The sequence below is a fragment of the Saccharopolyspora tripterygii genome (assembly GCF_054778355.1).
In genome coordinates, this window is sequence record NZ_BAAGZP010000004.1 from 125,012 (window position 1) to 151,020 (window position 26,009).

Genomic DNA, 26,009 nt, shown 5'->3' on the forward strand with positions numbered 1-26,009 from the left:
CGCACCGGCCTGAAACGCATCGGGCCCCCGCAGCGCGCGGCTGCGGGGGCCCGATGACTTAGCTGATCAGGTTGTCACTGCTCGTCCTGCTGAAGGTCGGCCTCCACGTCGCGCAGACCGGCTTCGTAGGCGCGGGCGTGGTGCCCGCAGAACAGAAGCTCGCCACCGGACGGTAGTACGGCGCGAAGCTTGGCAGCGGCCCCGCAGCGGTCGCAGCGGTCGGCGGCGGTCAGCTCGGGGCGGGTGAGCGTTCCCGGCATCGATATCTCCCTCCGTCCCGGCGTCGGTTTCCACACCGACGCCCTCGATCCTGCTACGACCACCGGTGTCCTACTGGCTGCAGGGTCGGTGCTCGTTGGCTCCACTCTTCCAGACGTTTTGGCCGGAGTCAGTGTTCCCGCGCGGGCTAGCGACGGTCGTCACCATGAAGTACCCGGTTGCAGCAGCGATCCTTGCGGAGCGTGATCAACATCAGTGCCGTCTCGCTGACCAGGCAGAACGCCGAGATCGATGGATCTAGCTGGAGAAACGCTCGGATCAGTCAAGGCTGATCCGCGTGTGGTGGATCACAAATATGACGATCTGTGTTCGGTCGTGTTCCTCTGGAAGCGAACAGCAAATCTCAGCAGTCGGACGGAAATCGGCCCCTCGGGAGTCCGAAATGCGTGGTTCGAGGCCGAAGTGGACACACGAAATCGGCCGCCGACCCGAGAGGATCGGCGGCCGATTCGCGGAGAACGCGGTCAGTCCAGGTAGTCCCGGAGGACCTGCGACCGGGACGGGTGGCGCAGCTTCGACATCGTCTTGGACTCGATCTGCCGGATCCGCTCCCGGGTGACCCCGTAGACCTGGCCGATCTCGTCCAGCGTGCGCGGCTGTCCGTCGGTGAGTCCGAAGCGCAGCCGGACCACGCCCGCCTCGCGCTCGGACAGCGTCGCCAGCACCGACTGCAGCTGGTCCTGCAGCAGCGTGAACGACACGGCGTCGACCGCGACGACGGCTTCGGAGTCCTCGATGAAGTCACCGAGCTGGCTGTCGCCCTCGTCGCCGATGGTCTGGTCGAGCGAAATGGGCTCCCGGGCGTACTGCTGGATCTCCAGCACCTTCTCCGGGGTGATGTCCATTTCCTTGGCGAGCTCTTCGGGCGTGGGCTCGCGACCGAGGTCCTGCAGCAGCTCGCGCTGGATGCGCCCGAGCTTGTTGATGACCTCGACCATGTGCACCGGGATGCGGATGGTGCGCGCCTGGTCAGCCATCGCACGCGTGATGGCCTGACGGATCCACCAGGTCGCGTACGTGGAGAACTTGTAGCCCTTGGTGTAGTCGAACTTCTCGACCGCGCGGATCAGACCGAGGTTGCCCTCCTGGATCAGGTCCAGGAACGCCATGCCGCGGCCGGTGTAGCGCTTGGCGAGGCTGACCACCAGGCGGAGGTTGGCCTCCAGCAGGTGGTTCTTGGCGCGCTCGCCGTCACGCACGATCCAGCGCAGGTCGCGCCGCATCTGCGTGGTCAGCTGCTCGCCTGACTCCTCGATCTGGCGCAACCGCTCGGCACCGTAGAGGCCGGCCTCGATGCGCTTGGCGAGCTCGACCTCCTCCTCGGCGTTGAGCAGGGCGACCTTGCCGATCTGCTTGAGGTAGGCGCGAACCGAGTCCGCGGAAGCGGTCAGCTCGGCGTCCTTGCGCGCCTGGCGGAGCGCCTCGGACTCCTCCTCGTCCCAGACGAAGTCACCGGACTCCTTGGAGTCCTCGTCCGGAACCGGTTCCTCCGGGATCTCCACCTCGACTTCCGCCAGATCGCCGACCTCCGGAGAGGTCAGGTCGGTCTCGATCGGTTCGTCGATCTCCATGCCCTCGCCACTGCCCTTGGCGGAATCCGACTTGGCCGTCTTCTTCGCCGGGGTCTTGGCGGTGCTCTTCTTGGCCGCGGGCTTGCGGGTCGTCGACTTCGCACCCGTCGAGCTCTTGGCGGTGCTCTTGCGCGCGGCAGGCTTCGTCTGCTCGACGTCAGACGAAGCAGCCGCCTCCGAAGCTGGGGTGGCCTGGGACTGGCCCGACTCGGCTTGGGCGCCGCCGTCGGTTGCGGCGGTGCTGGAGCGTCGGGTTGCGGTTTCTGCGGCTGCCACGTACGCCCTTTCGCGACGGTCGATCAGGGCTGGCCGGAGGGCGCGAAACCTCGGCCGCCAAAGGTCGGGGAACAACCCACCGGACTCGGCGTCCTGGCTGACGAACGATCACCCGAGACTTGCCGGGGTGACCGGTTCGCCGCCGTAGCGGCTTCCGCCCTCGGTATTGCACCAACGGGCGGATTCACCAGCGTTCACCAGCCAAAAGGACTTCGAACCAAGTGGGTCGCGTTCCATTGTAACCGCGATGCGGGGGTGCGGTTCCGCTGCGAGGCGGAGTCCGCGCGTCCCGATGTGTGCTAGGCACGGCTCGGAAGGCCTGTTGCGAGCCGTGCCGAACACACCGACGGGTGTCACTCGGGACTCCCCGCCGAGACGGGCGCAGCGGGCGGTCGCCGCTGTGCCCGGCAGCGGTGGGATCAGCTCTTCTCGCTGCTCGCGGCGGCCATGGCGGCGCCGACGATGCCCGCGTCGTTGCGCAGCGCCGCGGCCACCACGGGAGTGCGGGTCTCCAGCAGCGGGATCCACTTGTGACCCTTCCGGCTGACTCCGCCGCCCGCGATGAGCAGATCGGGCCAGAGGAACTTCTCCAGCGATTGGACGTAACGGGTGACCCGCGGCGCCCACTCCTCGTAGGAGAGCTCGAGATCGTCCTTGACCGAAGCGGCGGCCTGCGACTCGGCGTCGTGGCCGTCGACCTCGATGTGACCGAACTCGGTGCTGGGCACGAGCTTGCCGTCGATGAACATCGCGCTGCCGATCCCGGTGCCGAAGGTCAGCACCACGACCTGGCCCTGGTGCCCGACACCCGCGCCGGCCTTCATCTCGGCGACTCCGGCGGCGTCGGCGTCGTTGAGCACGACGATCTCGTCCCGATCGCGCCCGAGCCGCTCCGCGAACAGGGCCTGAGCGTCGGTACCGATCCAGCCCTTGTCGATGTTGGCGGCCGTGAGCGCCGTGCCGTCCTTGATGACGCAGGGCAGCGTGACGCCGACCGGGCCGGTCCACGCGAACTTCTCGACGATCTCGGCCACGGCGTCGGCCACCGCGTCCGGGGTCGAGGGTTGCGGCGTCGGAATGCGCAAGCGCTCCTCGGCCAGCACTCCGGCTTCGATGTCGACCGGCGATCCCTTGATGCCGGATCCGCCGATATCCACGCCGAACCCGCGGGCTGTCGCCATGGCTGATCCTTCCTATTCGATTCAGACCAAGGTGTGCAGACCTTAACGGGACTGTGTTGCGATGTCTGCGTGGGATTGGCAAAAGATGTGGACGCATTCGCCTTGTCCGAGGTCGCGGTGCGGATCGCGCGGGAAGCCGCCGAGCTGGCCAGAACCGTGCGTGACGAGGCGGTGACAGAAGGTGTCGACACGAAGAGCACCGAGACCGATGTCGTCACGATGGGAGATCGAGCCGTGGAGCGCTTGGTGCGCGAGCGGCTGGCCGAACTCCGCCCCGGCGAGTCCGTCCTGGGCGAGGAGGAAGGCGGCGACGGTGCGCTGGACGGTCTGCGCTGGGTCGTCGACCCGATCGACGGCACTGTGAACTATCTCTACGGATTCCCCTTCTACGCGGTTTCGCTGGCGGCGCAGGTCGACGGGCGCTCGGTCGCCGGTGCCGTCGTCGAGCCCGTGTCGGGGCGGGTCTGGAGCGCTGCGGCCGGTCACGGCGCGCTGCTGGACGGCGAGCCGCTGCGCGTGTCCGGTTCCCACCGGCTCGACCTCGCGCTGGTCGGCACCGGCTTCGCCTACGCGGTGCAGCGGCGCACGGCCCAGTCGCGCGTGGTGACCGAACTGCTCGGCCAGGTGCGCGACATCCGCCGGGCGGGCGCGGCCTCGCTGGACCTGTGCGCGGTCGCGGCCGGCTGGCTGGACGCGACCTACGAGGTCGGCCTCAACCGCTGGGACTGGGCCGCGGGCGCGCTGATCGCCGAGGAGGCGGGCGCGACGCTGCGGCTGCCGGAGAAGGGCTCCGCCGACGGGCTCGGCGACGAGATGCTCGTCTGCGCCACCCCGGGGATCGCCGAAGGGCTCACCGGAGCGCTCCGCGCGGCTGACGCCGGCGAGGTCTAGACGGTTCGTGGCGGGAACTCGCCATCTCTCAGACGAGTTCCCGCCACGACATCGATAGCGAGCTGTTGCCGGTTCTGCCGGGAATCGTTATCAGCAGTGCACGTCCCGGGCCTTGGTGAGCAGCTCGTCGCTGATCTGCGGGGGCGTCACCTCTTGGTGCGCGCCGTCCTGCTGATCGCGCTGCGGCACCCAGTTCTGCAGCTGCTGCAGGATCTGCTTGGCCTCTTGCGTGGTCTTGATGTCGTCGAAGTCCGCGCCCAGCGCCAGGTCGAGACCGGCGTCCTCGCGCTCGTCGCGCACCAGCTGGGCGCAGGGGGCGATCAGGCTCAACGTGCGGGCGGCGTTCATGCCCGCCGCGCCGAAGCGGATCTGGCCGTGGCACTGCAGGTCGTAGTTGACGTAGACGGCGTCGTTGTCGGCGCCGGCCTTGTTGAAGCCCAGGCTGGCCAGCTCGTCGCCGACCATGCTCGCCTGCCTGCTCTCGCCGTTGCCGTTGAGCACCCGCACCTGCACGTCCTGCGGCGGCACCGGGCTCGTGGAGTTCAGCGCGTCGCGCTCGAGCATGGTGCCCACCGGCACCTGCGCGGGCTGGCCGCTGACCTCGGGAGGAGCGGTCGGAGCTCCGGGCGGGTTGCACCGGGTGGCCGTGTCGATGTCCTCGACGGACCCGAAGACGCGGGTCCACACCAGTCCGGACAGCACCACCAGCGCCACCAGCACGACCAGCGCGGGGAGCGGTCGGCGTCGGCGATATCCGACTCGCCGTCCCGGCCTTGCACCTACGGCTGCCACGTCCGCCCCTCCCTGGATGCATCGGATCAGCGCGCTCCCGCCCGCACTGATCAGCCTAGGGGTTGATCCTCTGATGTGCGGTGCTGGTCGCCGCTGTCGTGTCTTGATCTCCCCGTGATCGTCTCGATGCCGATGCCGACCGGGAAAGCGCGAGCGCATCGCATCACGCGTCGATCGTCCGGGCAACCGGGGGAGCCGCCCGGCGGGACCGGTCGACCTGTCGAATTTTGATCTACGATGCCCGCCGAATGCGCGCAATGCCACACCTACGGGTGACCTGCTGCGTGTTCGCAGAAGTTATGAGCTACCCTCTCGGCGCCTCACGGAGTGCCGAGTTGAGGCAAGTCGCTCTTTACGGGGGAACTAACGCGTTGCAGGGCGAGACCGCGATCACTGTCCCATCGGGCACAAATCCGGGTCCTGGAACGTTTACCAGCGGCACACCATTGCAGTCTCCACTAACGCAGGGGTGAATCACGATGGCGACCGACTACGACGCTCCTCGCCGCGAGTCCGAGGACTTGGCGGAGGACTCGTTGGAGGAGCTGAAGGCGCGACGCAACGATGCGCAATCCGGCGTCGTCGACGAGGACGAAGGGGCGATCGCGGAGAACTTCGAACTGCCGGGCGCGGATCTGTCCGGCGAGGAGATGACCGTCAAGGTGCTCCCGAAGCAGGCTGATGAGTTCACCTGCTCGAGCTGCTTCCTCGTTCATCACCGCAGCCGGCTGGCCGAGACCAAGAACGGTCAGTTCATCTGCCGTGATTGCGCCGCCTGAGGCGCACGTCGACGCGCACAAAGGGAAGTGGCTGGGCACACGCGGGCGGCGTGTGCCCAGTGTTTTTCCTGCCGACGTCCTCCGGTGAGACCCGGTTGTGCGGCGGAGCGAGCGGCCAGGCGCCCGAGCTCCCCGTCAGCCGCGGCGGAGCAGGGCGGCCTTGAGCTTCTCCGGCTTGCGGGTGCTGATCACCCAGTACGGCGTGGAGTCGTCCGGGTCGTCGAGCCAGATGCGGGCCGAGGTGGGCACCCAGGACCGGTGCACGAGGAACGCCGCCGGGTCCAGGTCCGGGCCCAGGGCGCGGCGCTTCTCGGCGGGGGCGACGGTCTCGACCTCGTCGATGAACCGCAGGGGGAGGTGCGCGTCACCGACCCACAGCTCGTCGTCGACGACCTCGATCTTGAGCCTGCCCAGCCACAGCGGCACGGCGATCGCCAGCGGGACGAGCACGACGTAGGGCAACCAGGCGCGCACGCCCGGGTAGCCCATGTGAACCTGGGCGGCCATCAACACCGCTGCGACCAGCGGCAACGGCCACGTCCACCACGAGGCGTACAGCCGTTCGCGGAAGACCGCGCGGCCCTTCGAATTCGCCTGACCGGGGGTGTCCCCGTCCGTGCTGGCTGCTTCTACGCTTTCCGACACGCATTCAGGGTAGTCTCGCCGCCCGTGTCGAACGTGAAGGTCCTGCTCACCAGAACCGACCCCGGCGTACCGCTTCCCGAATACGCCAAACCCGGGGATGCCGGTGCCGATCTGGTAACCACCAGTGATGTGGTTCTCGAACCGGGCGAACGCGCCCTCGTGGGAACCGGAGTCGCCGTGGCGCTGCCCGAGGGATACGCGGGTTTCGTCCATCCGCGCTCCGGACTGGCGGCCAAGACCGGCCTCAGCGTGGTCAACACGCCCGGGACGATCGATTCCGGGTACCGCGGTGAGATCAAGGTCTGCCTGATCAATCATGATCGTGTGCAGCCGGTGTCGTTGCGACGAGGTGACCGGATCGCTCAGCTGATCGTGCAGAAGGTCGAGCACGCCGTGTTCGACGAGGTCGACGAGCTGCCCGAGTCGCTGCGCGGTGCCGGTGGATATGGCTCCACAGGTGGTCATGAGGTGCTGACGGCGTCGGGAACCACCGAGGCCGGTCACAGGACGGAGGTCTGAGGGGATGTTCAGAAGGGGCCGGGGGAAGTCCAAGCGCGACGCGGCCGCCGCGGAGGAGCAGCGGGAGACGCCCGAGCAGATTCCCTCGCAGGGACCGTACGACGAAGACGAGGCGCCCTCGTCCGAGGTCGAGCGCCTCGACCTCGGCTCGGTCCGGGTGCCGGTGCCCGAGGGCGGCCAGCTGCAGGTCGAGGTCGACCCGTCCGGGCCGGTCCGCGCGGTGCACCTGGTGACGCCCGTCGGCAGGCTGACGGTGAGCGCCTTCGCGGCACCGCGCAGCGGCGGGCTGTGGCAGGACGTCAGCAACGAGCTGGCCGACCAGCTGCGCAAGGACGGCGCACGGGTGCACACCGAGCAGGGCGACTGGGGCATGGAGCTCGTGGCGGACTCGCCGAAGGCGGCTTTGAGGTTCGTCGGCGTCGACGGCCCGCGCTGGTTGCTGCGCGGGGTGGCGGCCGGTCCGGCCGAGTCCTCGAAGGAGTGCGCGCGGCTGCTCTACGGCGTCCTGGACGACACCGTCGTGGTCCGCGGCTCGGAGCCGATGCCGGTCCGCACACCGCTGCCCATCGAGCTCCCGGAGGCGATCCTGCGCCACATCCAGCAGGCGCAGCAGTCGGAAACCCCCAACGGGCAGGTCTGAGGACCGAGCCCTGGCAGCGGGGGAGGTTCCGCCTGGAACGTCCCCCGCGACCAGCCCGAACGGCGGGCGGGAACGGGCCGGTGCGCGGTGGATTTCTTAATCCCGCCGGGCATGGGTTTCGCCCCGCGCGGCCGGTTACGCTGGGAGGTGCACGGGCTGCGGAGTCGAGCCCCGAGGCGCACAGGAGCGCTCATGAGCAAGACCGGAGGCGGCTACTGGAAACGCCTCGTGCGGAGCCTGACCAGCGATGTCGCCGAACTGGACGCCGACGACCTGTCCGATCGGTCGCAGGCGGGCGGCGCGCAGCGCGCCAGTGACTGCCAGTGCGGTCAGGAAGCCGTGGTGCTGGGCCGGGTCCGCAGCGTCGAGCTCTGCCCCAAGACCTCGGCGCCCACCCTGGAGGCCGAGCTCTACGACGGCACCGAAGGGGTGACCCTGGTGTGGCTCGGGCGCAGGCGCATCGCGGGGATCGAGCCTGGCCGTATCGTCAAGGCCCGTGGCCGGATCGCAGTCCGGGACGGTCGCAAGGTGCTGTACAACCCCTACTACGAGTTGCAGAACACCGCATGAGCGAACATGACGCCTCGGCTGCCGGGCTCAACGCCCGCCAGACCGACGATGACCGGCAGCCCGAGGGCAAGGCCGGTGTTTCCGAGCAGACCCTGCTGGAGCAGATGGGAGGCGTCAGCGGGCTCGCCTATTCCGCTGTGCCGATCGTCGTGTTCGTGGTGGTCAGCTCGTTCACCTCGATGATGCCGGCGATCTGGGCCTCGATCGGGGTCGCCGTGGGCATCGCGATCTTCCGCCTGGTGCGCAAGGAACCCCTGCAACCGGCGATCTCCGGCGTGCTGGGCGTGGCGGTGTGCTCGTTCATCGCCTACCGCTCCGGGGAGACCAAGGGCTTCTTCCTGCTCGGCATCTGGACCAGCCTGATCTACGGCGGCGTGTTCCTGGTGTCGGTGGTGGCCCGCTGGCCGCTGGTCGGAGTCGTCTGGTCGGCGCTCAACGGGCTGGGCATGGAGTGGCGCAAGCAGCGCCGCGCGATGCGCGCCTACGACATCGCCACGCTGTCCTGGGCGGCGGTGTTCGCCGCCAAGTACGTCGTGCAGCAGTGGCTCTACGACAACGACCAGACCGGGTGGCTGGCTTTCGCGCGCATCGCCATGGGCTACCCGCTGACCGGCATCGCGCTGATCGTGACGGTGTGGGCGATCCGCCGGGCGAAGAAGGTCGCCGAAGAAGCCGCCGCGGTCGTTTAGGGGGTGGGGGAAGTTTTCATGAAAACTTCCCCCACCCCCCGAACAACACCTGGTGAGTCCCGGGGTGCGGCTCCGCACGGAGTCGCACCCTTTCGCGTCATTCCGCGTGGTCGTGGATGACCGCGCGGATCTCGCTCTCGACGTTGCTGGTGGCCACGAACAGCATCTCGTCGCCCGCTTCCAGCGGGTCGTCGGCCTGCGGCACGATGACCCGGCCACCGCGCAGGATGCTCACCAGCGCCGCGTCTGCGGGCAGCTTGAGGTCGCGGACCCGCCGCCCGGCCAGCGGAGTGGCCTCCGGCAGCGTCACCTCTACGAGGTTGGCCTGGCCCTGGCGCAGCGTCATCAGGCGCACCAGATCGCCGACGTTGACGGCTTCCTCGACCATCGCGGCCAGCATCCGCGGCGTGGAGACGGCGACGTCGACGCCCCAGGCGTCGGTGAACAGCCACTCGTTGCGCGGATCGTTGACCCTGGCCACGACCCGGCGCACCGCGAACTCCGTCTTCGACAGCAGCGAGACCACGAGGTTGACCTTGTCGTCGCCGGTGGCCGCGATGACCACGTCGCAGGTCTGCAGTCCGGCTTCTTCCAGCGAGGCCAGCTCGCAGGCGTCGGCGAGCATCCACTCGGCGTCCGGGATGCGCCTCGGGTGGTAGCTGGCCGTGCTGCGCTCGACCAGCAGCACTTCGTGCTCGCCTTCGAGCAGCTCCCGAGCGATGGACTGGCCGACCGCCCCCGCTCCCGCGATCGCGATTCGCATTACTCGCTCTCCTCGGGTGTGCGGCGAGCCGCCGCGGTCACGTCGGTGACGGTTCCGGACAGCGCCGCGACGTACACGGTGTCGTCGGCTTGGATCACGGTCTTGCGGTCGGGCAGCACGCCGCTGCCGAACCGCATGATGAACGCCACCCGAGCGCCGGTCGCCGACTCCACCTCGGAGACCTTGCGGCCGACCCAGCTCTCGTGCAGCGGCAGCTGCAGGACGGCGACGGCTCCGGACGGCTCCCGCCACGCGGTGGCCACGCCTTCCGGCAGCAGCATCCGCAGGAACCGGTCGGTCGTCCACGGCACGGTGGCCACGGTGGGGATCCCGAGGCGCTGGTAGACCTCGGCGCGCTTGGGGTCGTAGATGCGGGCGACGACGTGCGCCACTCCGAAGGTCTCCCGGGCCACCCTCGCCGAGACGATGTTGGAGTTGTCGCCGTTGGACACAGCGGCGAAGGCGCTGGCCTGCTCGATCCCGGCCTCTTCGAGGATGTCGCGGTCGAAACCGTTGCCGGTGACCTGCTGGCCGCGGAAGTCCCGTCCGAGGCGGTGGAACGACTGCGGATCCTTGTCCACGACCGCCACCGTGTGATCGAGCCGTTGCAGGGCGGCGGCCAGGGAGGCCCCGACCCGTCCGCAGCCCATGATCACCACGTGCACGACTCTTGTCTCCTCGCTGCGGGTTGAGCTCGTGTGCGCTGACGACGACGCAGTTCAGTCGCCGTTCGACCGTACCCGGACGGGTGCCGTCTGGTTGCTCCAGCGGCCCGTCGGATGCGGGCTGGTGCACCGTACCGGGTGAAGGCCTCTGAAAGGGATCGTGGCACCCCGGATGTGACCGCCGGAGCAATTCCCGAGCCCGCGTGCACCGGTCGCGTTCCCCGAGCGCTTACGCTCTGCACCGTGTCCAAGCTCGCAACCGCGGCGAAGCGGCTGATCGTCGGTCGGCCGTTCCGCAGTGACCGCCTTTCGCACACCTTGTTGCCCAAGCGGATCGCGCTCCCGGTGTTCTCCTCCGACGCGATGTCGAGCGTGGCCTACGCGCCCGAGGAGATCCTGCTCGTCCTGTCGGCGGCAGGGATTTCCGCGTACGCGGTCAGCCCGTGGATCGGGATCCTGGTCGCGCTGGTGATGATCGCCGTGGTTGCCTCGTACCGGCAGAACGTGCACGCCTACCCCTCCGGTGGCGGTGACTACGAGGTCGCCACCGCCAACCACGGCCGGCGCTGGGGTCTGGTGGTGGCCAGCGCGCTGCTGGTCGACTACATCCTCACGGTGGCCGTCTCGATCTCCTCGGCCGCCGCCAACATCGGCTCGGTGATCCCGTTCGTCGCCCAGCACAAGGTGCTGTTCGCGGTCGGAGCGATCGCCCTGCTGACCGCGCTGAACCTGCGCGGGATCCGCGAGTCCGGGACGCTGTTCGCGATCCCCACCTACGCGTTCGTCATCGGCGTGCTGGGCATGATCGCGTGGGGCTTCTTCCAGTCCACGTTCCTGGGCACCGACCTGCGCGCCGAGAGCGCGGGATTCCACCTCGTCGAGGAGGAGGGGCAGCTGGCCGGAGTGGCCTTCGCCTTCCTGATCCTGCGGGCGTTCTCCTCGGGCAGCGCGGCGCTGACCGGTGTGGAGGCCATCAGCAACGGCGTGCCCGCGTTCCGCAAGCCCAAGTCCCGCAATGCGGCGACCACGCTGGCGCTCATGGGCGGCCTCGCGGTCCTGATGTTCCTGGGCCTGATCATGCTGGCCAAGACGACCGGCGCGGTCGTCGCCGAGGACCCGGCTCACCAGCTGGTCGGCGCCCCGGACGGCTACCAGCAGAAGACGTTGATCGCGCAGCTGGCCGGTGCCGTGTTCGCCGGTTTCTCGCCGGGCGTGTGGTACCTGGTGTTCTTCACCGGGCTCATCCTGGTCCTGGCCGCCAACACGGCCTTCAACGGCTTCCCGGTGCTGGGATCGATCCTCGCCCAGGACCGGTTCCTGCCGAGGCAGCTGCACACCCGCGGCGACCGGCTCGCCTACTCCAACGGCATCCTGTTCCTGGCCTTCGGCGCCATCATCCTGGTGTTCGCCTTCGAGGCCGAGGTCACGCGGCTGATCCAGCTCTACATCGTGGGCGTGTTCGTCTCGTTCGTGCTCAGCCAGAGCGGCATGATCCGGCACTGGAACCGGTTGCTGCGCAACGAGGACGACCCGATGGCGCGGCGCAGGATGCGCAGGGCTCAGGCGACCAACGCCTTCGGCCTGTTCATGACCGCGAGCGTGCTGGTGATCGTGCTGATCACCAAGTTCACCCACGGCGCCTGGATCGCGATCGCCGTCATGGCCGCCATCTACGTGCTGATGACCGCGATCCGCAAGCACTACGACCGGGTGGCCGACGAGCTGGAGGAAGCCGAGACCGACAGGGTCCTGCCCTCCCGGAACCACGCGCTGGTGCTGGTCTCCAAGCTGCATCTGCCGACGATGCGGGCCATCGCCTACGCCCGGGCCACGCGGCCGGACGAGCTGGAAGGTGTCACCGTCAACGTCGACGAGGAGGACACCCGGGCTCTGACCGCCGAGTGGGAGCGGGAGAACCTGCCGCTGCCGCTGAAGGTCCTCGAATCGCCGTACCGGGAGATCACCCGCCCGGTGCTGGAGTACGTCAAGCGCATCCGCCGGGACAGCCCGCGCGACGTCGTCACGGTGTTCATCCCCGAGTACGTCGTCGGGCACTGGTGGGAGCAGCTGCTGCACAACCAGAGCGCGCTGCGCCTCAAGAGCAGGCTGCTGTTCCAGCCGGGAGTGATGGTCACCAGCGTGCCGTGGCAGCTGGCGTCGTCCACGAGGGTGCGAGCACAGCGAATCACCTCGATGCCCGGTGCGACGCGCCGAGGCCTCGGGGGCAATGGAAAGGGAAACGGTGACCGAAAAGCCGGACTGGACCGGTAGGCGCCTGGAGGTCGAAGTCGGCCCGGTGGCCCACGGAGGCCACTGCGTGGCCCGCTACGAGGGTCGAGTGGTGTTCGTCCGCCACGCCCTGCCGGGGGAGAGCGTGATCGCCGAGGTCACCGAGGACAACGGCGGCGGTTTCTGCCGCGCTGATGCCGTCGAGGTGCGCGAGGCGGCGCCGGGCCGGGTCGCGCCGCCGTGCCCGCTGGCCGACATCGCGCTGGGCAAGGACCGCTGCGGCGGCTGCGACTTCCAGCACGCCGACGGCGAGACGCAGCGCGAGCTCAAGGCCGCGGTGATCACCGAACAGCTGCAGCGCCTCGCTGGCCTGGACTGGCCGGTCCAGGTGCGCGAGCTGCCCGGCGGCCTGCTGCGCTGGCGCACTCGCGCCCGGCTGGCGGTCGACCGCAAGGGCAACGCGGGTTTCCGCCCGAACCGCAGCCACCGGGTCATCCCGGTCGCCGACTGCCCGATCACCGTCGAAGGTGCCGTGGAGGCGCTCGCCGACCGCCGCTGGCGGCCCGGCGCGGAGCTGACCGTCGCCGCCGACGGCGAGGGCGAGCTGCACGTCACAGCCCTGGACCGCAAGCCGCAGCGGCGCGGGCGCCAGCAGGCCGTGGCCCGGCAGGTCTCCGGCAGCGGCGTGGCGCACGAGAAGGTGCGGGGACGCGGTTTCGACGTCGCCGCGCAGGGCTTCTGGCAGGTGCACAGGGAAGCGCCGGAGACCTTCGCCGAGGTCGTCGCCCGCTTCGCGGCGGCCCCCGCCGGCGGCGTCGCCTGGGACCTCTACGGAGGCGTGGGCCTGTTCGCCGCGGACCTCGCCGAGCAGGTCGGGCCGACCGGTTCGGTGCTGCTGGTGGAGTCCTCGAACCGCGCGGTGGAGGACGCGGTCGCCAACCTGCGCGACCAGCCTCAGGTGGCCTTCCGGGCGGGCACCGTCGAGCGCGTCCTCGACGACGAGGAGCTGGAGTCCCCGGACGTGGTCGTCCTCGACCCTCCCAGGAAGGGCGCGGGACGTCAGGTCGTGGACGGCATCGCGGCACGCGAACCGGCCCGGATCGTGCACGTCGCCTGCGATCCCGCCGCGCTGGCCCGCGATGTCTCGCTGTTCGCGGACAGGGGTTACCGCATGGTCGAGCTGGAGGCGTTCGACGCCTTCCCGATGACGCACCACGTGGAATGCGTCGCGGTGTTCGAACCCGTCGCGGAGGGCGCCTGAGGGCAACGCGTCCGGGCTGCTCGTCGGGTACCTGCTCCAGTGCTTCCGCGCCGGCGACGGCGTTCCGCTTCCGCCGGTCGCAGCGCTGGACCTGGATCAGGTCCACCCGGGCTGAGCGCATCGTCCAGTGGGGCTGAGCTCGGCGGGCCGCTGCGGCTAGGGTTGCCGCGGTTGGAGGAGGTGGCCGGGTGTTCGGTGAGGTGCCAGGACGGGTCGACCCTCGGTCGGCCGACGTCGTCGGACGGCGTTGGGCGCGGGCGAAGCTGTTGCTGTCGGTGACGTGGCTCTGGTGCGCGGCGGAGGTCGTCGCATCCCTGCTCGCGTTGGGCTGGGTCCTGGCGGAAGGGCCGGACCTGCCGATGGTCGGGAGCCCGAAGCGGGGCGATCTGATCGGCCTCGCCGTCCTCGCGATCGCCCTGCTGCTCCCGATGCCGCTCGCCCGCTGGATCTCCGGGCGCGACGTGGACCGCATCGACTGGAGGCTCAAGCCGGACGGCTGGCTGATGTACGGGTTCGTCGTGGGACTCGCTCAAGCACTCGGTCTGGTGCTGGCGATCACCTACGTCGCCCCCTGGTGGGTCCGGATCCCGGTGGGAGTCATCGGGTTCGCGGTTCCGCTGGTGGCCACTCTCATGGCCCGGCGGACGATCCTCGCCGAGCCGTTGCGGGAGATCGGGGGCAGCGAGTTCGTCCTGACCAAGGCGCTGCGGTCGCCGCAGGGAGGGGACGAGGACTCCGTCAAGATCACCGGTGACGTGCTGCGGCTGTCCGCGCGCACGGCCGCCGGTCGACCCGCCGCCGGGGCGTCCACGAAGGACATCAAGATCACCGACATCACCGAGATCGGGGTGCGGCCGAGCCGTACCGAGGACGGGCCGTGGGCGCGGCTCTCCGACGGCCGCGGTGCCTCGCTGCCGGAGGGCGACATCGTCGTGATCCGCACCGGTACCGAAACCCAGCTGCTCCCAGCGGATCCGGCGCTCGCCGGGCTCCTGCGCGCCCGGGCCGCCCTGCACGGACGGGCGCCAGCACCCATCGAGGACGGAGCATGACCGCCGAACACATCCCGGAAGTCCTCCCGGCGCCGCCCGAGACGGGCACCGACGTCACCCCCGTTCCCGGGCGGTCGAGCGCGGCTCCGGAAACCGTTGCCGGACGCCAGGTCCAGGCCTTCGGACTCGGTGCTGCGGCGGTGGTGATGATCCCGCTGGGTTTCGTGCTCTGGGGCATGCGGGAGCTCGACACCGGCGCGGGGATCGCGGGTCTGGTCGGCATCGCCGTCGCGACCGCCGGGTGGCTCGCCGACGTGCGCACGCCACGGCGGTGGGCCGGGTGGGCGTTGCTGGCCGCGTTCTCGGCGGTCTACGTGAACCTCGCCCTGGCCCCGGCCGGGCTGCTCGCACTGCTCGCCGCGGTCGTGTGCCCGCTGATCGCTCGTGAAGCGCATCGTCGTTCCACCGCACCGGGTTTCGACCTCGCGGAGCGCGACGTCGAGGTCGGTTTCCCGCTCTACCGCCACCAGTCCGCGCGACTGCAGATCGGCCGCGACCGGGCCGTTCTCGCGCTCAAGCGCATGGCAGGTGGCGGGCACGTCGACCAGGCGATCCCGCTGGCCGAGGTGTCGATGGCCCAGCCCGGCGAGATCGTCACCGGTGATTCGTGGCCGCTGCCCGGCGAGACGCCGCTCCGGCTCGTGGAGGGGCCCGCCGTGCGGATCGTCGCGGGCAGGCAGCAGTGGATCGTCAACGTCGAGGACCCGAGGCTGGTGGCCGCGATCCTGCGCAGGCGCCAGTCAGCGGCCTGGTCGCAGCGGACCGGCCCGCAGGACCTCGGCTCCTGGCACGCGAAGCGGAAGTGGGCGGCGGCCCGGACCACGACCTTCCGGAACGGCCGGAAGTCCCAGTCCTACCTCATCTTCCGACCGCTGGTCGGCTTCTTCTCCGGCGTCCTGGGACTGATGCTGATCACCATGCTGATCGCGGGCGGCGACCTGGCGCCGAGCACGTGGCTCGCCGCCTGCGCGCTGCTGCTGATCGGAGCGTTCTTCGTGGTCAGCTGGTTGCGGCTGCGGCGGCGACTGGACTACGCCGAACTCCAGTCGCTCCCGCCGAACAGCCCGCCGTGGGGAGATCAGCGGCCGGACGTGGCGCCGATCCCCGGATGGCGGCCCTGGAGCTGACGCGGGTGGGGGAGCGGTCCCCGCACCCGCGCGCGGCTCAGCGCGGGCCCTCCGGCAGGTCCAGCTTCTCCGGACTCTGCTGCTCCTGCGCGTCAACCTCGCCGTAGGAGTTGTTGTTGACGTTGTTCGGCCCGCCGTCGATGTTGGCGTGCTGGCCGACCGTGCCGGAGTTGACGTTGTTGCTGTAGGGACTGTCCACATTGGCCCCGGAGACCGCGCCCTCGTCGGTCTCGAAGCGCCAGCCCTGGGTGTTGGACCCCGAGGTCCACTCACCGCCGCCGTCGGAGGTCGGACCGCGTCCGTTGCCCTCCCAAGTCGCGTTGAGGCCTTCGTGCCTGCTCTGCATTCCGCCGGTCGCTCCGGCGACGCCCCCGGAGATGGCTCCCGAGGTGAGGTCGTTGATCCCCGGCGCCTGACCGTGCAGGCCCTGGTTGATGGTGTTGCCGAGCATGCCCGACATCGAGCCGCGAGCGGCACCGTAGGCGGCGGCCTCGGTGAAGTTCTTCGTGGCGTTGCCCGCCAGGTCCTTGCCGACCTGCTGGCCGATGCCCGGCGCGAGCCCGTCCACGAGGCCACCCGCAAGACCGGCCGCGACGCCCGAGACCGCCGCGTTGCCGGTGTTGGACCAGTCCCAGCTCGTGCGGTCGCCCTTGGCGAACTGGAGGCCCTGGATCGCGCCGTCGACGCCGACGTTGATCGCGACGTTGAGCAGGACCTGCTGGGCGATCTTCTGCAGCAGCTGCTGGAAGAAGGTCCGGACCGTCAGCTGCGTCGCGGCCTGGGCGATCGGGATGCCCGCCGTGCTCGCACCGAAGGTCGCCACCGCCGAGGCGATCATCGCCGCGATCTGCGCGGCCAGGATGACCAGCGCGGCGATGATGCTGTACTTCGTGTACTCGACCTCCAGCGCCGCGTTGTCGGCTCCTTCGCCGAGCGCTTCGCAGAGCTTCTTCAGCTCCGGCAGGTGACCGGCGTCGCCGTTGCAGAAGTCCTTCATGAACTTCTCGAAGGCGTCGTGCGTGTCGCCCTTCATCGTGCCGAGCGCCGCCTGGACCGCACCTTCGGTCTCGCTGATGACGCCCTCGATGTCGGCGCCGCACTGCGTCCACGCCTCGGCGACCCTGCGCATCGCCGTCTCGTCGCCCTCGGGCCAGCTCGCGCCGACGACGATCGGGAACAGCCAGCTGACCTCGCCGGGAATCTCGATGCCCACGTCGTCCCCCTCAGCCCTGGCTCTTGATGCCGTCGGCATTCGCCTGATCGACGTCGTCCCAGGTGCGGGCGGTGGCGTCGAGCTCGCCCTTGACCTGGTGCAGCGCCTCGGCGACGCCCTTCATGCCGTCGGTGCCCTGCTGAGAACCGGGCTCGTAGTTCTTGGCGAACTCCTGACCGGCCTCGTCACCGCCCCAGCACTGGCCCTCCGCCTGCAGGACGCCGTTGAGCTTGGTCAGCGCCGACTCCAGCTTGTCCGCCGAGCCGTCGAACTTCGGTGAGGCGCCGCGCAGCGCCTCGGGGTCGACCTCGAATCCCATCACCAATCGTCCTTCCGGAAACGGGACCGGGGTTCGAAGTCGTCCCAGTCCTCCTGCACCGGCGGCTTGGACGCCCCTGAGGGGCGGTTCGGTTCCGGCATTTCGGGAGCGGCCGGGATCAGCTGGGACAGCGACGGCGCACCCGGGAACAGGTCCGGCAGATCGGGGACGTTCTCCTGGAGCGGCGCGACGGCTTCGTCGGCCTTCGCGCGGGCGGCCCGGGCCGCCGCTTGGGCTGTTTCGGTGAAGCTCGCGGCGAGTTTTTCCGGCGTGCTGGTCCGCAGCGCGGACGGCGACAGCGTTGTGTCGGTGACCACGCCAGCGGCGTTGACCCGGACGGTGACCAGACCGTCGGCGGAGGTGGCCTCGCCGGTCGCGGCGAGGGCGCTGGCCTGGGCTTCGTGCAACTGGGCAGTTTGCCGCTGCAACCCTTCGAGCATCGAGCTCACCTGCTCGCGCATCGCGGCGTTGCGCGCTTCGAGCTCCGCCTTGCGTCCGTCCGGACCAGTCATGTCGCCTCCACGTGGATCAGGTGAAAGGTAGCAACACCGGGCACTGGGTGGTACCGGCCGCGGGAAGGTCACACCAGCGGTTGAGCAGGGGGAGGAGGGCATCGTCGCCGGTGTGCGACCGCGCCCGGTAGCCGCGTGGCCCCTCCGTAGACTGGGGCGCACTATGCAGACGGAGCCAGGTTGCCGGCCAGGCCCCGGGATCGTGATTGTGACCGACCGGCACGACAAGCGAGGTGGAACACGGTGACGCTGCTGGGGTCCGTGCGCAGTCCGGCCGACGTCAAGCGCATGACGCACGCCGAATTGGCGGAGCTGGCGGAGGAGATCAGGGAGTTCCTGATCCAGAAGGTGTCGCGGACCGGTGGACATCTGGGGCCCAACCTGGGTGCGCTGGAACTGACCCTCTCGCTGCACCGGGTCTTCGACTCGCCGAACGACGCGATGGTGTTCGACACCGGCCACCAGGCCTACGTGCACAAGATCGTCACGGGCAGGCAGGAGGGCTTCGACCAGCTGCGCAAGCGGGACGGCCTGTCCGGCTACCCGTCGCGGGCCGAGAGCGAGCACGACTTCGTCGAGAACAGCCACGCCTCGACCGCGCTGTCCTACGCCGACGGGCTGGCCCGCTCGTTCCAGGTCACCGGTGCCGACCGGCACGCGGTCGCGGTCGTCGGCGACGGCGCGCTCACCGGCGGCATGTGCTGGGAGGCCCTCAACAACATCGCGGCCGACCCGGAGCGCCCGGTGGTCATCGTCGTCAACGACAACGGTCGCTCCTACGCGCCCACCATCGGCGGACTCGCCGAGCACCTGGCGGCGCTGCGGCTCAACCCCAGCTACGAGAAGGCCCTGGAGTCGGGCAAGCGCACGCTGCGCAAGATGCCCGTCGTGGGCCGCTCGCTCTACACCGGCCTGCACGCTGCCAAGAGCGGCATAAAGGACGCGATCAGCCCGCAGGTCATGTTCTCCGACCTCGGCCTGAAGTACCTGGGCCCGGTGGACGGCCACGACATGCGCGCGATGGAGTACGCGCTGCAGATGGCCAAGTCCTTCGGCGGACCGGTGATCGTGCACGCCGTGACCCGCAAGGGCAACGGCTTCGCCCCGGCCGAGAACGACGAGGCCGAGCAGATGCACCAGGTCAAGGTCATCGACCCGGAGACCGGTCTGCCCAAGAAGCCCGCTCCGAAGAGCTGGACCGACGTCTACGCCGACGAGCTGGTCGAGGTCGGTGCCGATCGATCCGACGTCGTGGCGATCACCGCCGCGATGCTGGGGCCGACCGGCCTGAAGAAGTTCGCCGAGGCGTACCCGGACCGCTGCTTCGACGTGGGCATCGCCGAGCAGCACGGCATGACCTCCGCCGCGGGCATGGCCATGGGCGGTCTCCACCCGGTCTTCGCGGTCTACTCGACGTTCCTAAACCGGGCGTTCGACCAGCTGCTGATGGACGTGGCCCTGCACAAGCAGCCGGTCACCGTGACGCTGGACCGCTCCGGCATCACCGGCGATGACGGGGCCAGCCACAACGGCATGTGGGACCTGTCGATCCTCGGCCTGATCCCGGGCATCCGGGTGGCGGCGCCGCGCGACGCCGTGACGCTGCGCGAGGAACTGCGCGAGGCCGTGGCCGTCGACGACGGGCCGACCGTGCTGCGCTTCTCCAAGGGCTCGGTGATCGAAGAGGTCCCGTCCGTGGAGCGGACCGGTGGTGTGGACGTGCTGCGCGCCGACGAGCGCAAGGACGTCCTGCTGGTGGCGGTCGGGGCGTTCGGCCAGCTCGCCGTGGCCGCGGCCGAGCGCCTGGCCGCGATGGGCGTGGGCGTGACCGTGGTCGACCCGCGCTGGGTCGTCCCGGTGCCCTCCAAGGTCGTCGAGATGGCCGCCGAGCACCGGCTGGTGGTCTCCCTCGAGGACTGCGGCCGGCACGGCGGCTTCGGCTCGTCGCTGGCCGCCGCCCTGCGCGACGCGGAGGTCGACGTGCCGCTGCGCGATCTGGCGGTGCCGAACAACTTCCTCCACCACTCCTCGCGCGAGGAGGTCCTGGCCGACCTCGGTCTCACCGAGACCGACATCGCCACCCGCATCAACGACTGGGTGACGAGCCGCCGCGGCGCGCAGCTCCGCGTCGCCACCGAAGCCGCCCACGGCTGATCTCGACCCCCGTTCGGACGGAGCTCCAAGGTGGTGGGGGTGGGGAAGTTTTCATGAAAACTTCCCCACCCCCACCACGGATCTCCACCGGAACCAGGCTGAAATCCGCTTCGTCCGGCCCTGACCTCGACTGGTGCGAGCGCCTGTTGTGGCAGGGTGGATTCGTGCGAATCCTGGTCGTGGAGGACGAGAAGCCGCTGGCCGACGCGGTGGCCCGAGGGCTCCGGCGCGATGGCATGGCCGTCGACGTCGCCTACGACGGTGAGAGCGGTCAGGAGAAGGCCGCGATCACCCGGTACGACGTCGTGGTGCTCGATCGCGACCTGCCCGGGATGTCCGGTGATGACCTGTGCCGCGACCTGGTCGGTTCGGGCGGGCTCACCAGGGTCATCATGCTGACCGCCTCGGGCACGGTCGCCGATCGCGTCGCCGGGCTGTCGCTGGGCGCCGACGACTACCTGGCCAAGCCGTTCGCGTTCCCGGAGCTGATCGCGCGCGTGCGCGCGCTGGGACGCCGCGCAACACCCGCGCAACCGCCGCTGCTGACCGCCGAGGACCTCGAACTGGACCCGGCGCGCCGGACGGTCACCCGCTCCGAAGGCGAGGTGGAGCTGACCCGCAAGGAGCTCGGCGTGCTGGAGGTGCTGCTGTCCGCGGGCGGCGCGGTGGTCAGTTCGGAGGAACTGCTGGAGCGGGTCTGGGACGAGAACGCCGACCCGTTCACCACCACCGTCCGGGTCACGATGATGACGCTGCGCAAGAAGCTCGGGGAGCCCGGCGTCATCGAGACCGTCGTCGGCTCCGGGTACCGGGTGCCTTCCGCGGCACGCACCGAGCACGCCAGGGGCTGATCGTGGGTGCGCTCACCCGGCGCGGACCGGGACTGCGGGTCCGGCTGACGCTGCTGGCGACCTCGCTGGTCGCCCTGGTCAGCGCGGTGCTGCTGTGGCTGGGCTGGGTGCTGGTCGGCAACGTCGTCGCCGCGGTTCCCCGGCTGCCCGCGGGCACTCCCGTGCGGGTCAGGGGTGTGGACGTTCCGGCGGAACTCCTCGGTGCGGCGCTGCGGGATTCGGCCCGGCAGCAGGTCCTGCTGATCGGCGGACCGGCGTTCGTCGCCGTGGTGGCCGCGGCCGCGCTGCTCGCGTGGCTGGTCACCGGACGGATGTTGCGGCCGCTGCAGGACGTCACCGACACGGCGCAGCGGCTGTCGGCCGAATCGCTGGACGAGCGAATCGCGCTGAGCGGCCCGCGCGACGAGGTCGCCCGGCTCGCCGACACCTTCGACGCGATGCTGGACCGGTTGCAGGCGGCCTTCGACTCCCAGCGCCGGTTCGTCGCCAATGCCAGCCACGAGCTGCGCACCCCGCTGTCGGTGGTGCGCACCGAGCTCGACGTGACGCTGTCGGACCCGAACGCCGACGAGGCCGAGCTGCGCCGGATGGCCGACGTCGTGCGCGAGGCCACCAGCCGCGCCGAACGCCTGGTGGAAGCCCTGCTGCTGCTGGCGCGCACCGAGGGCGTCGAACTCGCGGTGCGGGAGCCGGTCGATCTCACCGACGTCGTCGGCCGCGCGCTGCGCGCCGTCGAACCCGAGTCCCGCAGGCGCGCGCTGCGCGTGAAGCGGTGCACCGAGCCCGCTTTCGCGGTCGGAGATCCGGCGCTGCTGGAACGGGTGGCGGGCAACCTGCTGGAGAACGCGGTCCGGCACAACGTCGACGGGGGATGGCTGGAGGTCAGCACCGGCGCCGACCCGCGGTGGACGACGCTGCGCGTCGCCTCCTCGGGGCCGACGATCCCCCCGGAATCGGTGGACGCCCTCTTCGAACCGTTCCGGCGGGCCGGGGTCGCGCGCACCGCCCGCAACGGCACCGGGCTCGGCCTGTCCATCGTCCAGGCCGCCACCACCGCGCACCACGGCGAGATCCACGCCACCGCGCTGCCCGCGGGCGGCCTGGCGGTCACGGTCCAACTCCCCGTAGCCCCCTGAAGCGCCCGGGGCGGGTGCACGACCTCGACGAGGCCGTCAGCGCCGATGTTGCGCTCGTGCTGATCCCTCTCGTCACCGCGCGCCACCTTCGGGCCGCATGCTGCCGGTCTCCCCGTGCGACGACCTGGTGCGGGGTGATCGGCTGAGGAACGAGAACGGGGGCCGGAGCAGGTGCTCCGACCCCCGTTTCCGGTCTTCGCGCGTCAGGCGGGCAGCGAGGCCACACCCGGGGCGAGGAACCGCTTGCCGTTGACCCGCTCGGACACGCCGGCCCGGTCCAGGTACGGCGTGATGCCACCCAGCCAGAACGGCCAGCCGGCGCCGAGGATCATGCACAGGTCGATGTCCTGCGCCTCGGCCACGACGTCCTCGTCCAGCATGATCCGGATCTCCTCGGCCAGCGCGTTGAGCGCGCGGTCGCGGACCTCCTCGCTGGTCGAGACCTTGTCACCGGACTTCCACAGCGCGGCGACCTCGGGGTCGACGACCGTGTTGCCGGACTCGTCGAAGGTCCACACCGCGGACTTGCCCTCGTCGACGAACCGCTGCAGGTTGTCGCTGATGCCGAAGCGCTCCGGGAAGGCGGCGTGCATCGTGCCGTTGACGTGCTGAGCGACGGCCGGGCCGACGAGCTGCAGCAGCACCATCGGGCTCATCGGCAGACCCAGCTCTTCCACGGCGTTGTCGGCGACCTCGAAGGGCGTGCCCTCGTCGACGGCCGCGATGATCTCGCCCATGAAACGGGTCAGCAGGCGGTTGACCACGAACGCCGGAGCGTCCTTGACCAGCACGCTGGACTTCTTCAGCTGCTTGCCGACGCCGAACGCGGTGGCCAGCGACGCGTCGTCGGTCTTCTCCCCGCGCACGATCTCCAGCAGCGGCAGCACCGCGACCGGGTTGAAGAAGTGGAAGCCGACGACCCGCTCCGGGTTGTTGAGCTTCGAGGCCATCTCCGTGATCGACAGCGAGGAGGTGTTGGTCGCCAGGATCGCCTCGGGGGAGACGTGCTGCTCCAGCTCGGCGAACACCTTCTGCTTGACCGTCATCTCCTCGAAGACGGCCTCGATGACGAAGTCGGCGTCGGCGAAGGCCTTCTTGTCCAGCTCGCCGGTCACCAGGCCCTTGAGCCGGTTGGTGGCATCCGGCGACAGACGGCCCTTGCCCGCGAGCTTGTCGATCTCGCCGTGGATGTAGGCGACGCCCTTGTCGATGCGCTCCTGGTCGATGTCGGTGATGACCACCGGCACCTGCAGGCGGCGCACGAACAGCAGCGCCAGCTGACCGGCCATCAGACCGGCGCCGACGACGCCGACCTTGGAGACCTTGCGGGCCAGCTGCTTGTCCGGCGCACCGGCAGGCTTCTTGGCGCGCTTCTGGGCCAGGTCGAAGGAGTACAGGCCGGCGCGCAGCTCGTCCGACATCAGCGCGTCGGTGAGCGCCTCGGTCTCGGCTGCGTAGCCGGCGTCGAGGTCGTTGTTGCGGGCCAGCTCGATGAGCTCCACCGTCTTGGTCACCGCGGGCGAGGCGCCCTTGGTGCGGGAGGAGACGATCTCCTTGGCGCGAGCCACGGCGTCGTCCCAGCCCTTGCCTCGGTCGATCTCCGGGCGCTCGACGGTCTTCTCGCCGTTGACCACGCGGGTCAGCCAGCGCACCGACTCCTCGAGGAAGTCAGCGCCTTCCAGCAGCTCGTCGAAGATGCCCAGCTGCAGGCCCTTCTTCGGGTTGAGCATCTTGTTCTGGCTCAGCGCGTTCTCGATGATCACCGTCACGGCCGCGTCCGGGCCGATCAGGTTCGGCAGCAGCTGCGTGCCGCCCCAGCCCGGGAACAGGCCCAGGTAGCACTCCGGGAACGCGATCGCGCCCGCGTTGGAGGCCACGGTCCGGTAGTGGCAGGACAGCGCCAGCTCCAGGCCACCGCCGAGGGCGGCGCCGTTGACGAAGGCGAACGTCGGGATCGTCGACTCGGTGAGCCGGCGGAACACGTCGTGGCCGGTCTGCGCGATGGCCTGCGCGTGCTCGCGCTGCGACACCTGGCCGACGCCCGTGAGGTCCGCGCCGACGGCGAACACGAACGGCTTGCCGGTGACCGCGATCGCGGCCGGCTCAGCGGCGAACGCCTCGTCCAGCGCGGCGTTCAGGCTGCTCAGGCCACCCGGGCCGAAGGTCGACGGCTTGGTGTGGTCGTGGCCGTTGTCGATGGTGACGAGCGCGAGCTTGCCGGTCAGACCGGGAACGTCGACGAGGCGGGTGTACGCCTTGGTCACGACCTCGTCGGGGAACAGGGACGCGAAGTCAGTCACTGCTCGCCTCCTGCGTTGTAGTTCGGGTTCTCCCAGATGACCGTTCCGCCCATGCCGATGCCGATGCACATGGTGGTGATGCCGTACCGGACCTCGGGGTGCTCTTCGAAGTGGCGGGACAGCTGCGTCATGAGCCGCACGCCGGAGGAGGCCAGCGGGTGGCCGCAGGCGATCGCGCCGCCCCACGGGTTGACCCGCGGGTCGTCGTCGGCGATGCCGAAGTGCTCCAGGAAGGCCAGCACCTGCACGGCGAAGGCCTCGTTGATCTCGAACAGGCCGATGTCGTCGATGGTCAGCCCGGCGCGCTGGAGCGCCTTCTCGGTGGCCGGAACCGGGCCGACGCCCATGACCTCGGGCTCGACACCGGCGAAGGAGTAGCCGACCATGCGCATGCCGATCGGCAGGCCCAGTTCCTTCGCGGTCTCGGCGTCGGCGAGCAGGGCACCGGTCGCGCCGTCGTTGAGGCCCGCGGCGTTGCCCGGGGTGACCCGGCCGTGCGGGCGGAACGGCGTCTTGAGACCGGAGAGGTTCTCGACCGTGGTGCCCGGGCGCGGCGGCTCGTCCGTGGTGGCCAGGCCCCAGCCCTCGTCGGAGCGGGTGGAGACGGCGACCAGGTCCGGGCTGATCTTGCCTGCCTGCTGCGCCTCGTCGTAGCGCTTCTGGCTCAGCGCCGCGTACGCGTCGGTGCGCTCCTTGGTCAGCGACGGGTAGCGGTCGTGCAGGTTCTCCGCGGTGGAGCCCATGACCAGCGCCGACGGGTCGACGATCTTGTCCGACACGAAGCGCGGGTTGGGGTCGGCGCCCTCGCCCATCGGGTGGTTGCCCATGTGCTCGACACCGCCGGCGATGACGACGTCGTAGGCGCCGAAGGCGATACCGCTGGACACGGTGGTCACGGCGGTCATGGCGCCTGCGCACATGCGGTCGATGGCGAAGCCCGGCACGGACTTGGGCAGCCCGGCCAGCAGCGCGGCCGTGCGGCCGATGGTCAGGCCCTGGTCACCGATCTGGGTGGTCGCGGCGATGGCGACCTCGTCGATGCGCTCCGCGGGAAGTTCCGGGTGGCGGCGCAGCAGCTCTCGGATGACCTTGACGACCATGTCGTCCGCGCGCGTCTGGGCGTACTGGCCCTTCGAACCGGCCTTGCCGAACGGCGTGCGTACGCCGTCGACGAAGACCACGTCCCGAACCGCTGGGCGGCTGCGGCTGTCGGCGGGTGCCGACGCAGGTGCGGCCACGGCGTGCTCCTCACTGGCTTGGTGGATGGTGCTCGGCCGGGATCCGCGAGGCGCGGGGCCTTACCGGCCGGTAACCGCACTCTAGCGCTTATTACCCACCGGTAACCACGTGCCCGCCACTGTCGGTTGTCTCACATGCTGACCAGCCCGGACGGTGGGAGAGGTTCTCACGAGAACTTCCCCGGACCCGGCGAACCCGATCTTTCCCCGGGGGGCGGCTTCGCGCTCGGCGAGGCAGTTCCCAGTTTTAGTCCAAACCGAGCCATGATCATGTCCGAAATGTCGGCTCAGTTTGGGCTAAATGTGATGTCCGGGGAGGTTGTCCCGGTGGGTTGTCCGTAGACAGGTGAAGGCCTC

At 69.9% G+C, this 26,009-nt stretch carries 25 protein-coding genes; 13 read left to right on the forward strand and 12 right to left on the reverse strand.

Annotated elements, in window-relative coordinates; all coding sequences use genetic code 11:
- Positions 1-74: 74 nt before the first annotated feature.
- The 3 genes from ACYVF3_RS03305 to ppgK form a co-directional block, all read right to left on the reverse strand.
- The gene (locus ACYVF3_RS03305; RefSeq protein WP_145742163.1) at positions 75-260 is read right to left on the reverse strand and encodes a DUF7455 domain-containing protein; all 186 of its coding nucleotides are present in this window, start codon (positions 258-260) and stop codon (positions 75-77) included.
- Positions 261-743: 483 nt separating this feature from the next.
- Positions 744-2,126: an RNA polymerase sigma factor gene (locus ACYVF3_RS03310; RefSeq protein ID WP_461152758.1), complete on the reverse strand. Its 1,383-nt coding sequence runs from the start codon at positions 2,124-2,126 to the stop codon at positions 744-746.
- Positions 2,127-2,545: 419 nt separating this feature from the next.
- On the reverse strand, positions 2,546-3,307 hold the full coding sequence (gene ppgK / locus ACYVF3_RS03315) for a polyphosphate--glucose phosphotransferase (protein ID WP_461152759.1): 762 nt from the start codon (positions 3,305-3,307) through the stop codon (positions 2,546-2,548).
- A 69-nt stretch (positions 3,308-3,376) separates the two neighbouring features.
- On the opposite strand from ppgK, the gene ACYVF3_RS03320 reads away from it, so the two are divergent.
- On the forward strand, positions 3,377-4,198 hold the full coding sequence (locus ACYVF3_RS03320; protein WP_461152760.1) for an inositol monophosphatase family protein: 822 nt from the start codon (positions 3,377-3,379) through the stop codon (positions 4,196-4,198).
- A gap of 90 nt (positions 4,199-4,288) precedes the next feature.
- Here the strand turns inward: ACYVF3_RS03320 and cei are convergent, their stop codons facing one another.
- Entirely contained in the window at positions 4,289-4,990 is a 702-nt protein-coding gene (gene cei / locus ACYVF3_RS03325) for an envelope integrity protein Cei (RefSeq protein WP_461152761.1), read from the reverse strand.
- Between the two features lie 479 nt (positions 4,991-5,469).
- Here cei and ACYVF3_RS03330 point away from each other — a divergent pair, with 479 nt between their 5' ends.
- Complete coding sequence (locus ACYVF3_RS03330) at positions 5,470-5,769, forward strand: DUF4193 domain-containing protein (RefSeq protein WP_093416518.1); 300 nt, start codon at positions 5,470-5,472, stop codon at positions 5,767-5,769.
- A gap of 135 nt (positions 5,770-5,904) precedes the next feature.
- Here the strand turns inward: ACYVF3_RS03330 and ACYVF3_RS03335 are convergent, their stop codons facing one another.
- The gene (locus ACYVF3_RS03335; protein ID WP_461152762.1) at positions 5,905-6,414 is read right to left on the reverse strand and encodes a DUF3093 domain-containing protein; all 510 of its coding nucleotides are present in this window, start codon (positions 6,412-6,414) and stop codon (positions 5,905-5,907) included.
- 24 nt (positions 6,415-6,438) lie between these two features.
- Between ACYVF3_RS03335 and dut the strand changes: the two genes are divergently transcribed.
- The 4 genes from dut to ACYVF3_RS03355 all read left to right on the forward strand — a co-directional run bounded on the left by dut (position 6,439) and on the right by ACYVF3_RS03355 (position 8,832).
- Positions 6,439-6,933 carry a dUTP diphosphatase gene (gene dut / locus ACYVF3_RS03340; protein ID WP_461152763.1) on the forward strand — a complete coding sequence of 165 codons (495 nt, stop codon included), beginning with the start codon at positions 6,439-6,441 and terminating at the stop codon, positions 6,931-6,933.
- A gap of 4 nt (positions 6,934-6,937) precedes the next feature.
- Positions 6,938-7,573 carry a DUF3710 domain-containing protein gene (locus tag ACYVF3_RS03345; RefSeq protein ID WP_461152764.1) on the forward strand — a complete coding sequence of 212 codons (636 nt, stop codon included), beginning with the start codon at positions 6,938-6,940 and terminating at the stop codon, positions 7,571-7,573.
- Between the two features lie 192 nt (positions 7,574-7,765).
- Entirely contained in the window at positions 7,766-8,143 is a 378-nt protein-coding gene (locus tag ACYVF3_RS03350) for an OB-fold nucleic acid binding domain-containing protein (protein WP_461152765.1), read from the forward strand.
- Positions 8,140-8,832, forward strand: coding sequence for a DUF3159 domain-containing protein (locus ACYVF3_RS03355; protein ID WP_461152766.1), 693 nt, complete (start codon positions 8,140-8,142; stop codon positions 8,830-8,832). The genes ACYVF3_RS03350 and ACYVF3_RS03355 overlap by 4 nt, the downstream gene beginning before the upstream one ends.
- 97 nt (positions 8,833-8,929) lie before the next feature.
- Here the strand turns inward: ACYVF3_RS03355 and ACYVF3_RS03360 are convergent, their stop codons facing one another.
- Both ACYVF3_RS03360 and ACYVF3_RS03365 read right to left on the reverse strand, forming a co-directional pair.
- The gene (locus ACYVF3_RS03360; protein ID WP_461152767.1) at positions 8,930-9,595 is read right to left on the reverse strand and encodes a potassium channel family protein; all 666 of its coding nucleotides are present in this window, start codon (positions 9,593-9,595) and stop codon (positions 8,930-8,932) included.
- Positions 9,595-10,260: a potassium channel family protein gene (locus tag ACYVF3_RS03365; protein ID WP_145742144.1), complete on the reverse strand. Its 666-nt coding sequence runs from the start codon at positions 10,258-10,260 to the stop codon at positions 9,595-9,597. The genes ACYVF3_RS03360 and ACYVF3_RS03365 overlap by 1 nt, the downstream gene beginning before the upstream one ends.
- Before the next feature lie 243 nt (positions 10,261-10,503).
- Between ACYVF3_RS03365 and ACYVF3_RS03370 the strand changes: the two genes are divergently transcribed.
- The 4 genes from ACYVF3_RS03370 (at position 10,504) to ACYVF3_RS03385 (ending at position 15,929) form a co-directional block, all read left to right on the forward strand.
- Positions 10,504-12,531, forward strand: a complete 2,028-nt coding sequence (locus tag ACYVF3_RS03370) for an APC family permease (protein WP_461152768.1) — start codon at positions 10,504-10,506, stop codon at positions 12,529-12,531.
- The gene (locus ACYVF3_RS03375; protein ID WP_461152769.1) at positions 12,503-13,750 is read left to right on the forward strand and encodes a class I SAM-dependent RNA methyltransferase; all 1,248 of its coding nucleotides are present in this window, start codon (positions 12,503-12,505) and stop codon (positions 13,748-13,750) included. The genes ACYVF3_RS03370 and ACYVF3_RS03375 overlap by 29 nt, the downstream gene beginning before the upstream one ends.
- 188 nt (positions 13,751-13,938) lie before the next feature.
- Positions 13,939-14,802, forward strand: coding sequence for a hypothetical protein (locus tag ACYVF3_RS03380; RefSeq protein ID WP_461152770.1), 864 nt, complete (start codon positions 13,939-13,941; stop codon positions 14,800-14,802).
- On the forward strand, positions 14,799-15,929 hold the full coding sequence (locus tag ACYVF3_RS03385; protein WP_461152771.1) for a hypothetical protein: 1,131 nt from the start codon (positions 14,799-14,801) through the stop codon (positions 15,927-15,929). Before ACYVF3_RS03380 ends, ACYVF3_RS03385 begins: the two co-directional genes overlap by 4 nt.
- 37 nt (positions 15,930-15,966) lie before the next feature.
- Here ACYVF3_RS03385 and ACYVF3_RS03390 read toward each other — a convergent pair whose 3' ends face one another.
- Genes ACYVF3_RS03390 through ACYVF3_RS03400 form a run of 3 tightly spaced genes read right to left on the reverse strand, consistent with a single transcriptional unit; the run spans position 15,967 to position 17,973 of the window.
- Positions 15,967-17,142 carry a WXG100-like domain-containing protein gene (locus tag ACYVF3_RS03390; RefSeq protein ID WP_461152772.1) on the reverse strand — a complete coding sequence of 392 codons (1,176 nt, stop codon included), beginning with the start codon at positions 17,140-17,142 and terminating at the stop codon, positions 15,967-15,969.
- Positions 17,143-17,152: 10 nt separating this feature from the next.
- Positions 17,153-17,461, reverse strand: coding sequence for a WXG100 family type VII secretion target (locus ACYVF3_RS03395; protein ID WP_461152773.1), 309 nt, complete (start codon positions 17,459-17,461; stop codon positions 17,153-17,155).
- On the reverse strand, positions 17,461-17,973 hold the full coding sequence (locus tag ACYVF3_RS03400; RefSeq protein ID WP_461152774.1) for a YbaB/EbfC family nucleoid-associated protein: 513 nt from the start codon (positions 17,971-17,973) through the stop codon (positions 17,461-17,463). Before ACYVF3_RS03400 ends, ACYVF3_RS03395 begins: the two co-directional genes overlap by 1 nt.
- A gap of 243 nt (positions 17,974-18,216) precedes the next feature.
- Between ACYVF3_RS03400 and dxs the strand changes: the two genes are divergently transcribed.
- The 3 genes from dxs (at position 18,217) to ACYVF3_RS03415 (ending at position 22,114) form a co-directional block, all read left to right on the forward strand.
- Positions 18,217-20,127 (forward strand): 1-deoxy-D-xylulose-5-phosphate synthase, encoded by a 1,911-nt coding sequence (gene dxs / locus ACYVF3_RS03405; protein ID WP_461152775.1) that lies wholly within the window; start codon positions 18,217-18,219, stop codon positions 20,125-20,127.
- A 164-nt stretch (positions 20,128-20,291) separates the two neighbouring features.
- On the forward strand, positions 20,292-20,978 hold the full coding sequence (locus ACYVF3_RS03410; RefSeq protein WP_461152776.1) for a response regulator transcription factor: 687 nt from the start codon (positions 20,292-20,294) through the stop codon (positions 20,976-20,978).
- 2 nt (positions 20,979-20,980) lie between these two features.
- Positions 20,981-22,114 carry a sensor histidine kinase gene (locus ACYVF3_RS03415; protein ID WP_461152777.1) on the forward strand — a complete coding sequence of 378 codons (1,134 nt, stop codon included), beginning with the start codon at positions 20,981-20,983 and terminating at the stop codon, positions 22,112-22,114.
- 203 nt (positions 22,115-22,317) lie between these two features.
- Here the strand turns inward: ACYVF3_RS03415 and ACYVF3_RS03420 are convergent, their stop codons facing one another.
- Together ACYVF3_RS03420 and ACYVF3_RS03425 are read right to left on the reverse strand one after the other, a co-directional pair.
- Positions 22,318-24,414 carry a 3-hydroxyacyl-CoA dehydrogenase NAD-binding domain-containing protein gene (locus tag ACYVF3_RS03420; protein WP_461152778.1) on the reverse strand — a complete coding sequence of 699 codons (2,097 nt, stop codon included), beginning with the start codon at positions 24,412-24,414 and terminating at the stop codon, positions 22,318-22,320.
- Positions 24,411-25,652 (reverse strand): thiolase family protein, encoded by a 1,242-nt coding sequence (locus tag ACYVF3_RS03425; RefSeq protein ID WP_461152779.1) that lies wholly within the window; start codon positions 25,650-25,652, stop codon positions 24,411-24,413. Before ACYVF3_RS03425 ends, ACYVF3_RS03420 begins: the two co-directional genes overlap by 4 nt.
- Positions 25,653-26,009: the final 357 nt, after the last annotated feature.

Coding starts and splice junctions, on each gene's coding strand:
- ACYVF3_RS03305 (WP_145742163.1), bottom strand. CDS start 260: ATGCCGGGAACGCTCACCCGCCCCGAGCTGACCGCCGCCGACCGCTGC.
- ppgK (WP_461152759.1), bottom strand. CDS start 3,307: ATGGCGACAGCCCGCGGGTTCGGCGTGGATATCGGCGGATCCGGCATC.
- ACYVF3_RS03330 (WP_093416518.1), top strand. CDS start 5,470: ATGGCGACCGACTACGACGCTCCTCGCCGCGAGTCCGAGGACTTGGCG.
- ACYVF3_RS03345 (WP_461152764.1), top strand. CDS start 6,938: ATGTTCAGAAGGGGCCGGGGGAAGTCCAAGCGCGACGCGGCCGCCGCG.
- ACYVF3_RS03350 (WP_461152765.1), top strand. CDS start 7,766: ATGAGCAAGACCGGAGGCGGCTACTGGAAACGCCTCGTGCGGAGCCTG.
- ACYVF3_RS03355 (WP_461152766.1), top strand. CDS start 8,140: ATGAGCGAACATGACGCCTCGGCTGCCGGGCTCAACGCCCGCCAGACC.
- ACYVF3_RS03360 (WP_461152767.1), bottom strand. CDS start 9,595: ATGCGAATCGCGATCGCGGGAGCGGGGGCGGTCGGCCAGTCCATCGCT.
- ACYVF3_RS03385 (WP_461152771.1), top strand. CDS start 14,799: ATGACCGCCGAACACATCCCGGAAGTCCTCCCGGCGCCGCCCGAGACG.
- ACYVF3_RS03395 (WP_461152773.1), bottom strand. CDS start 17,461: ATGGGATTCGAGGTCGACCCCGAGGCGCTGCGCGGCGCCTCACCGAAG.
- ACYVF3_RS03400 (WP_461152774.1), bottom strand. CDS start 17,973: ATGACTGGTCCGGACGGACGCAAGGCGGAGCTCGAAGCGCGCAACGCC.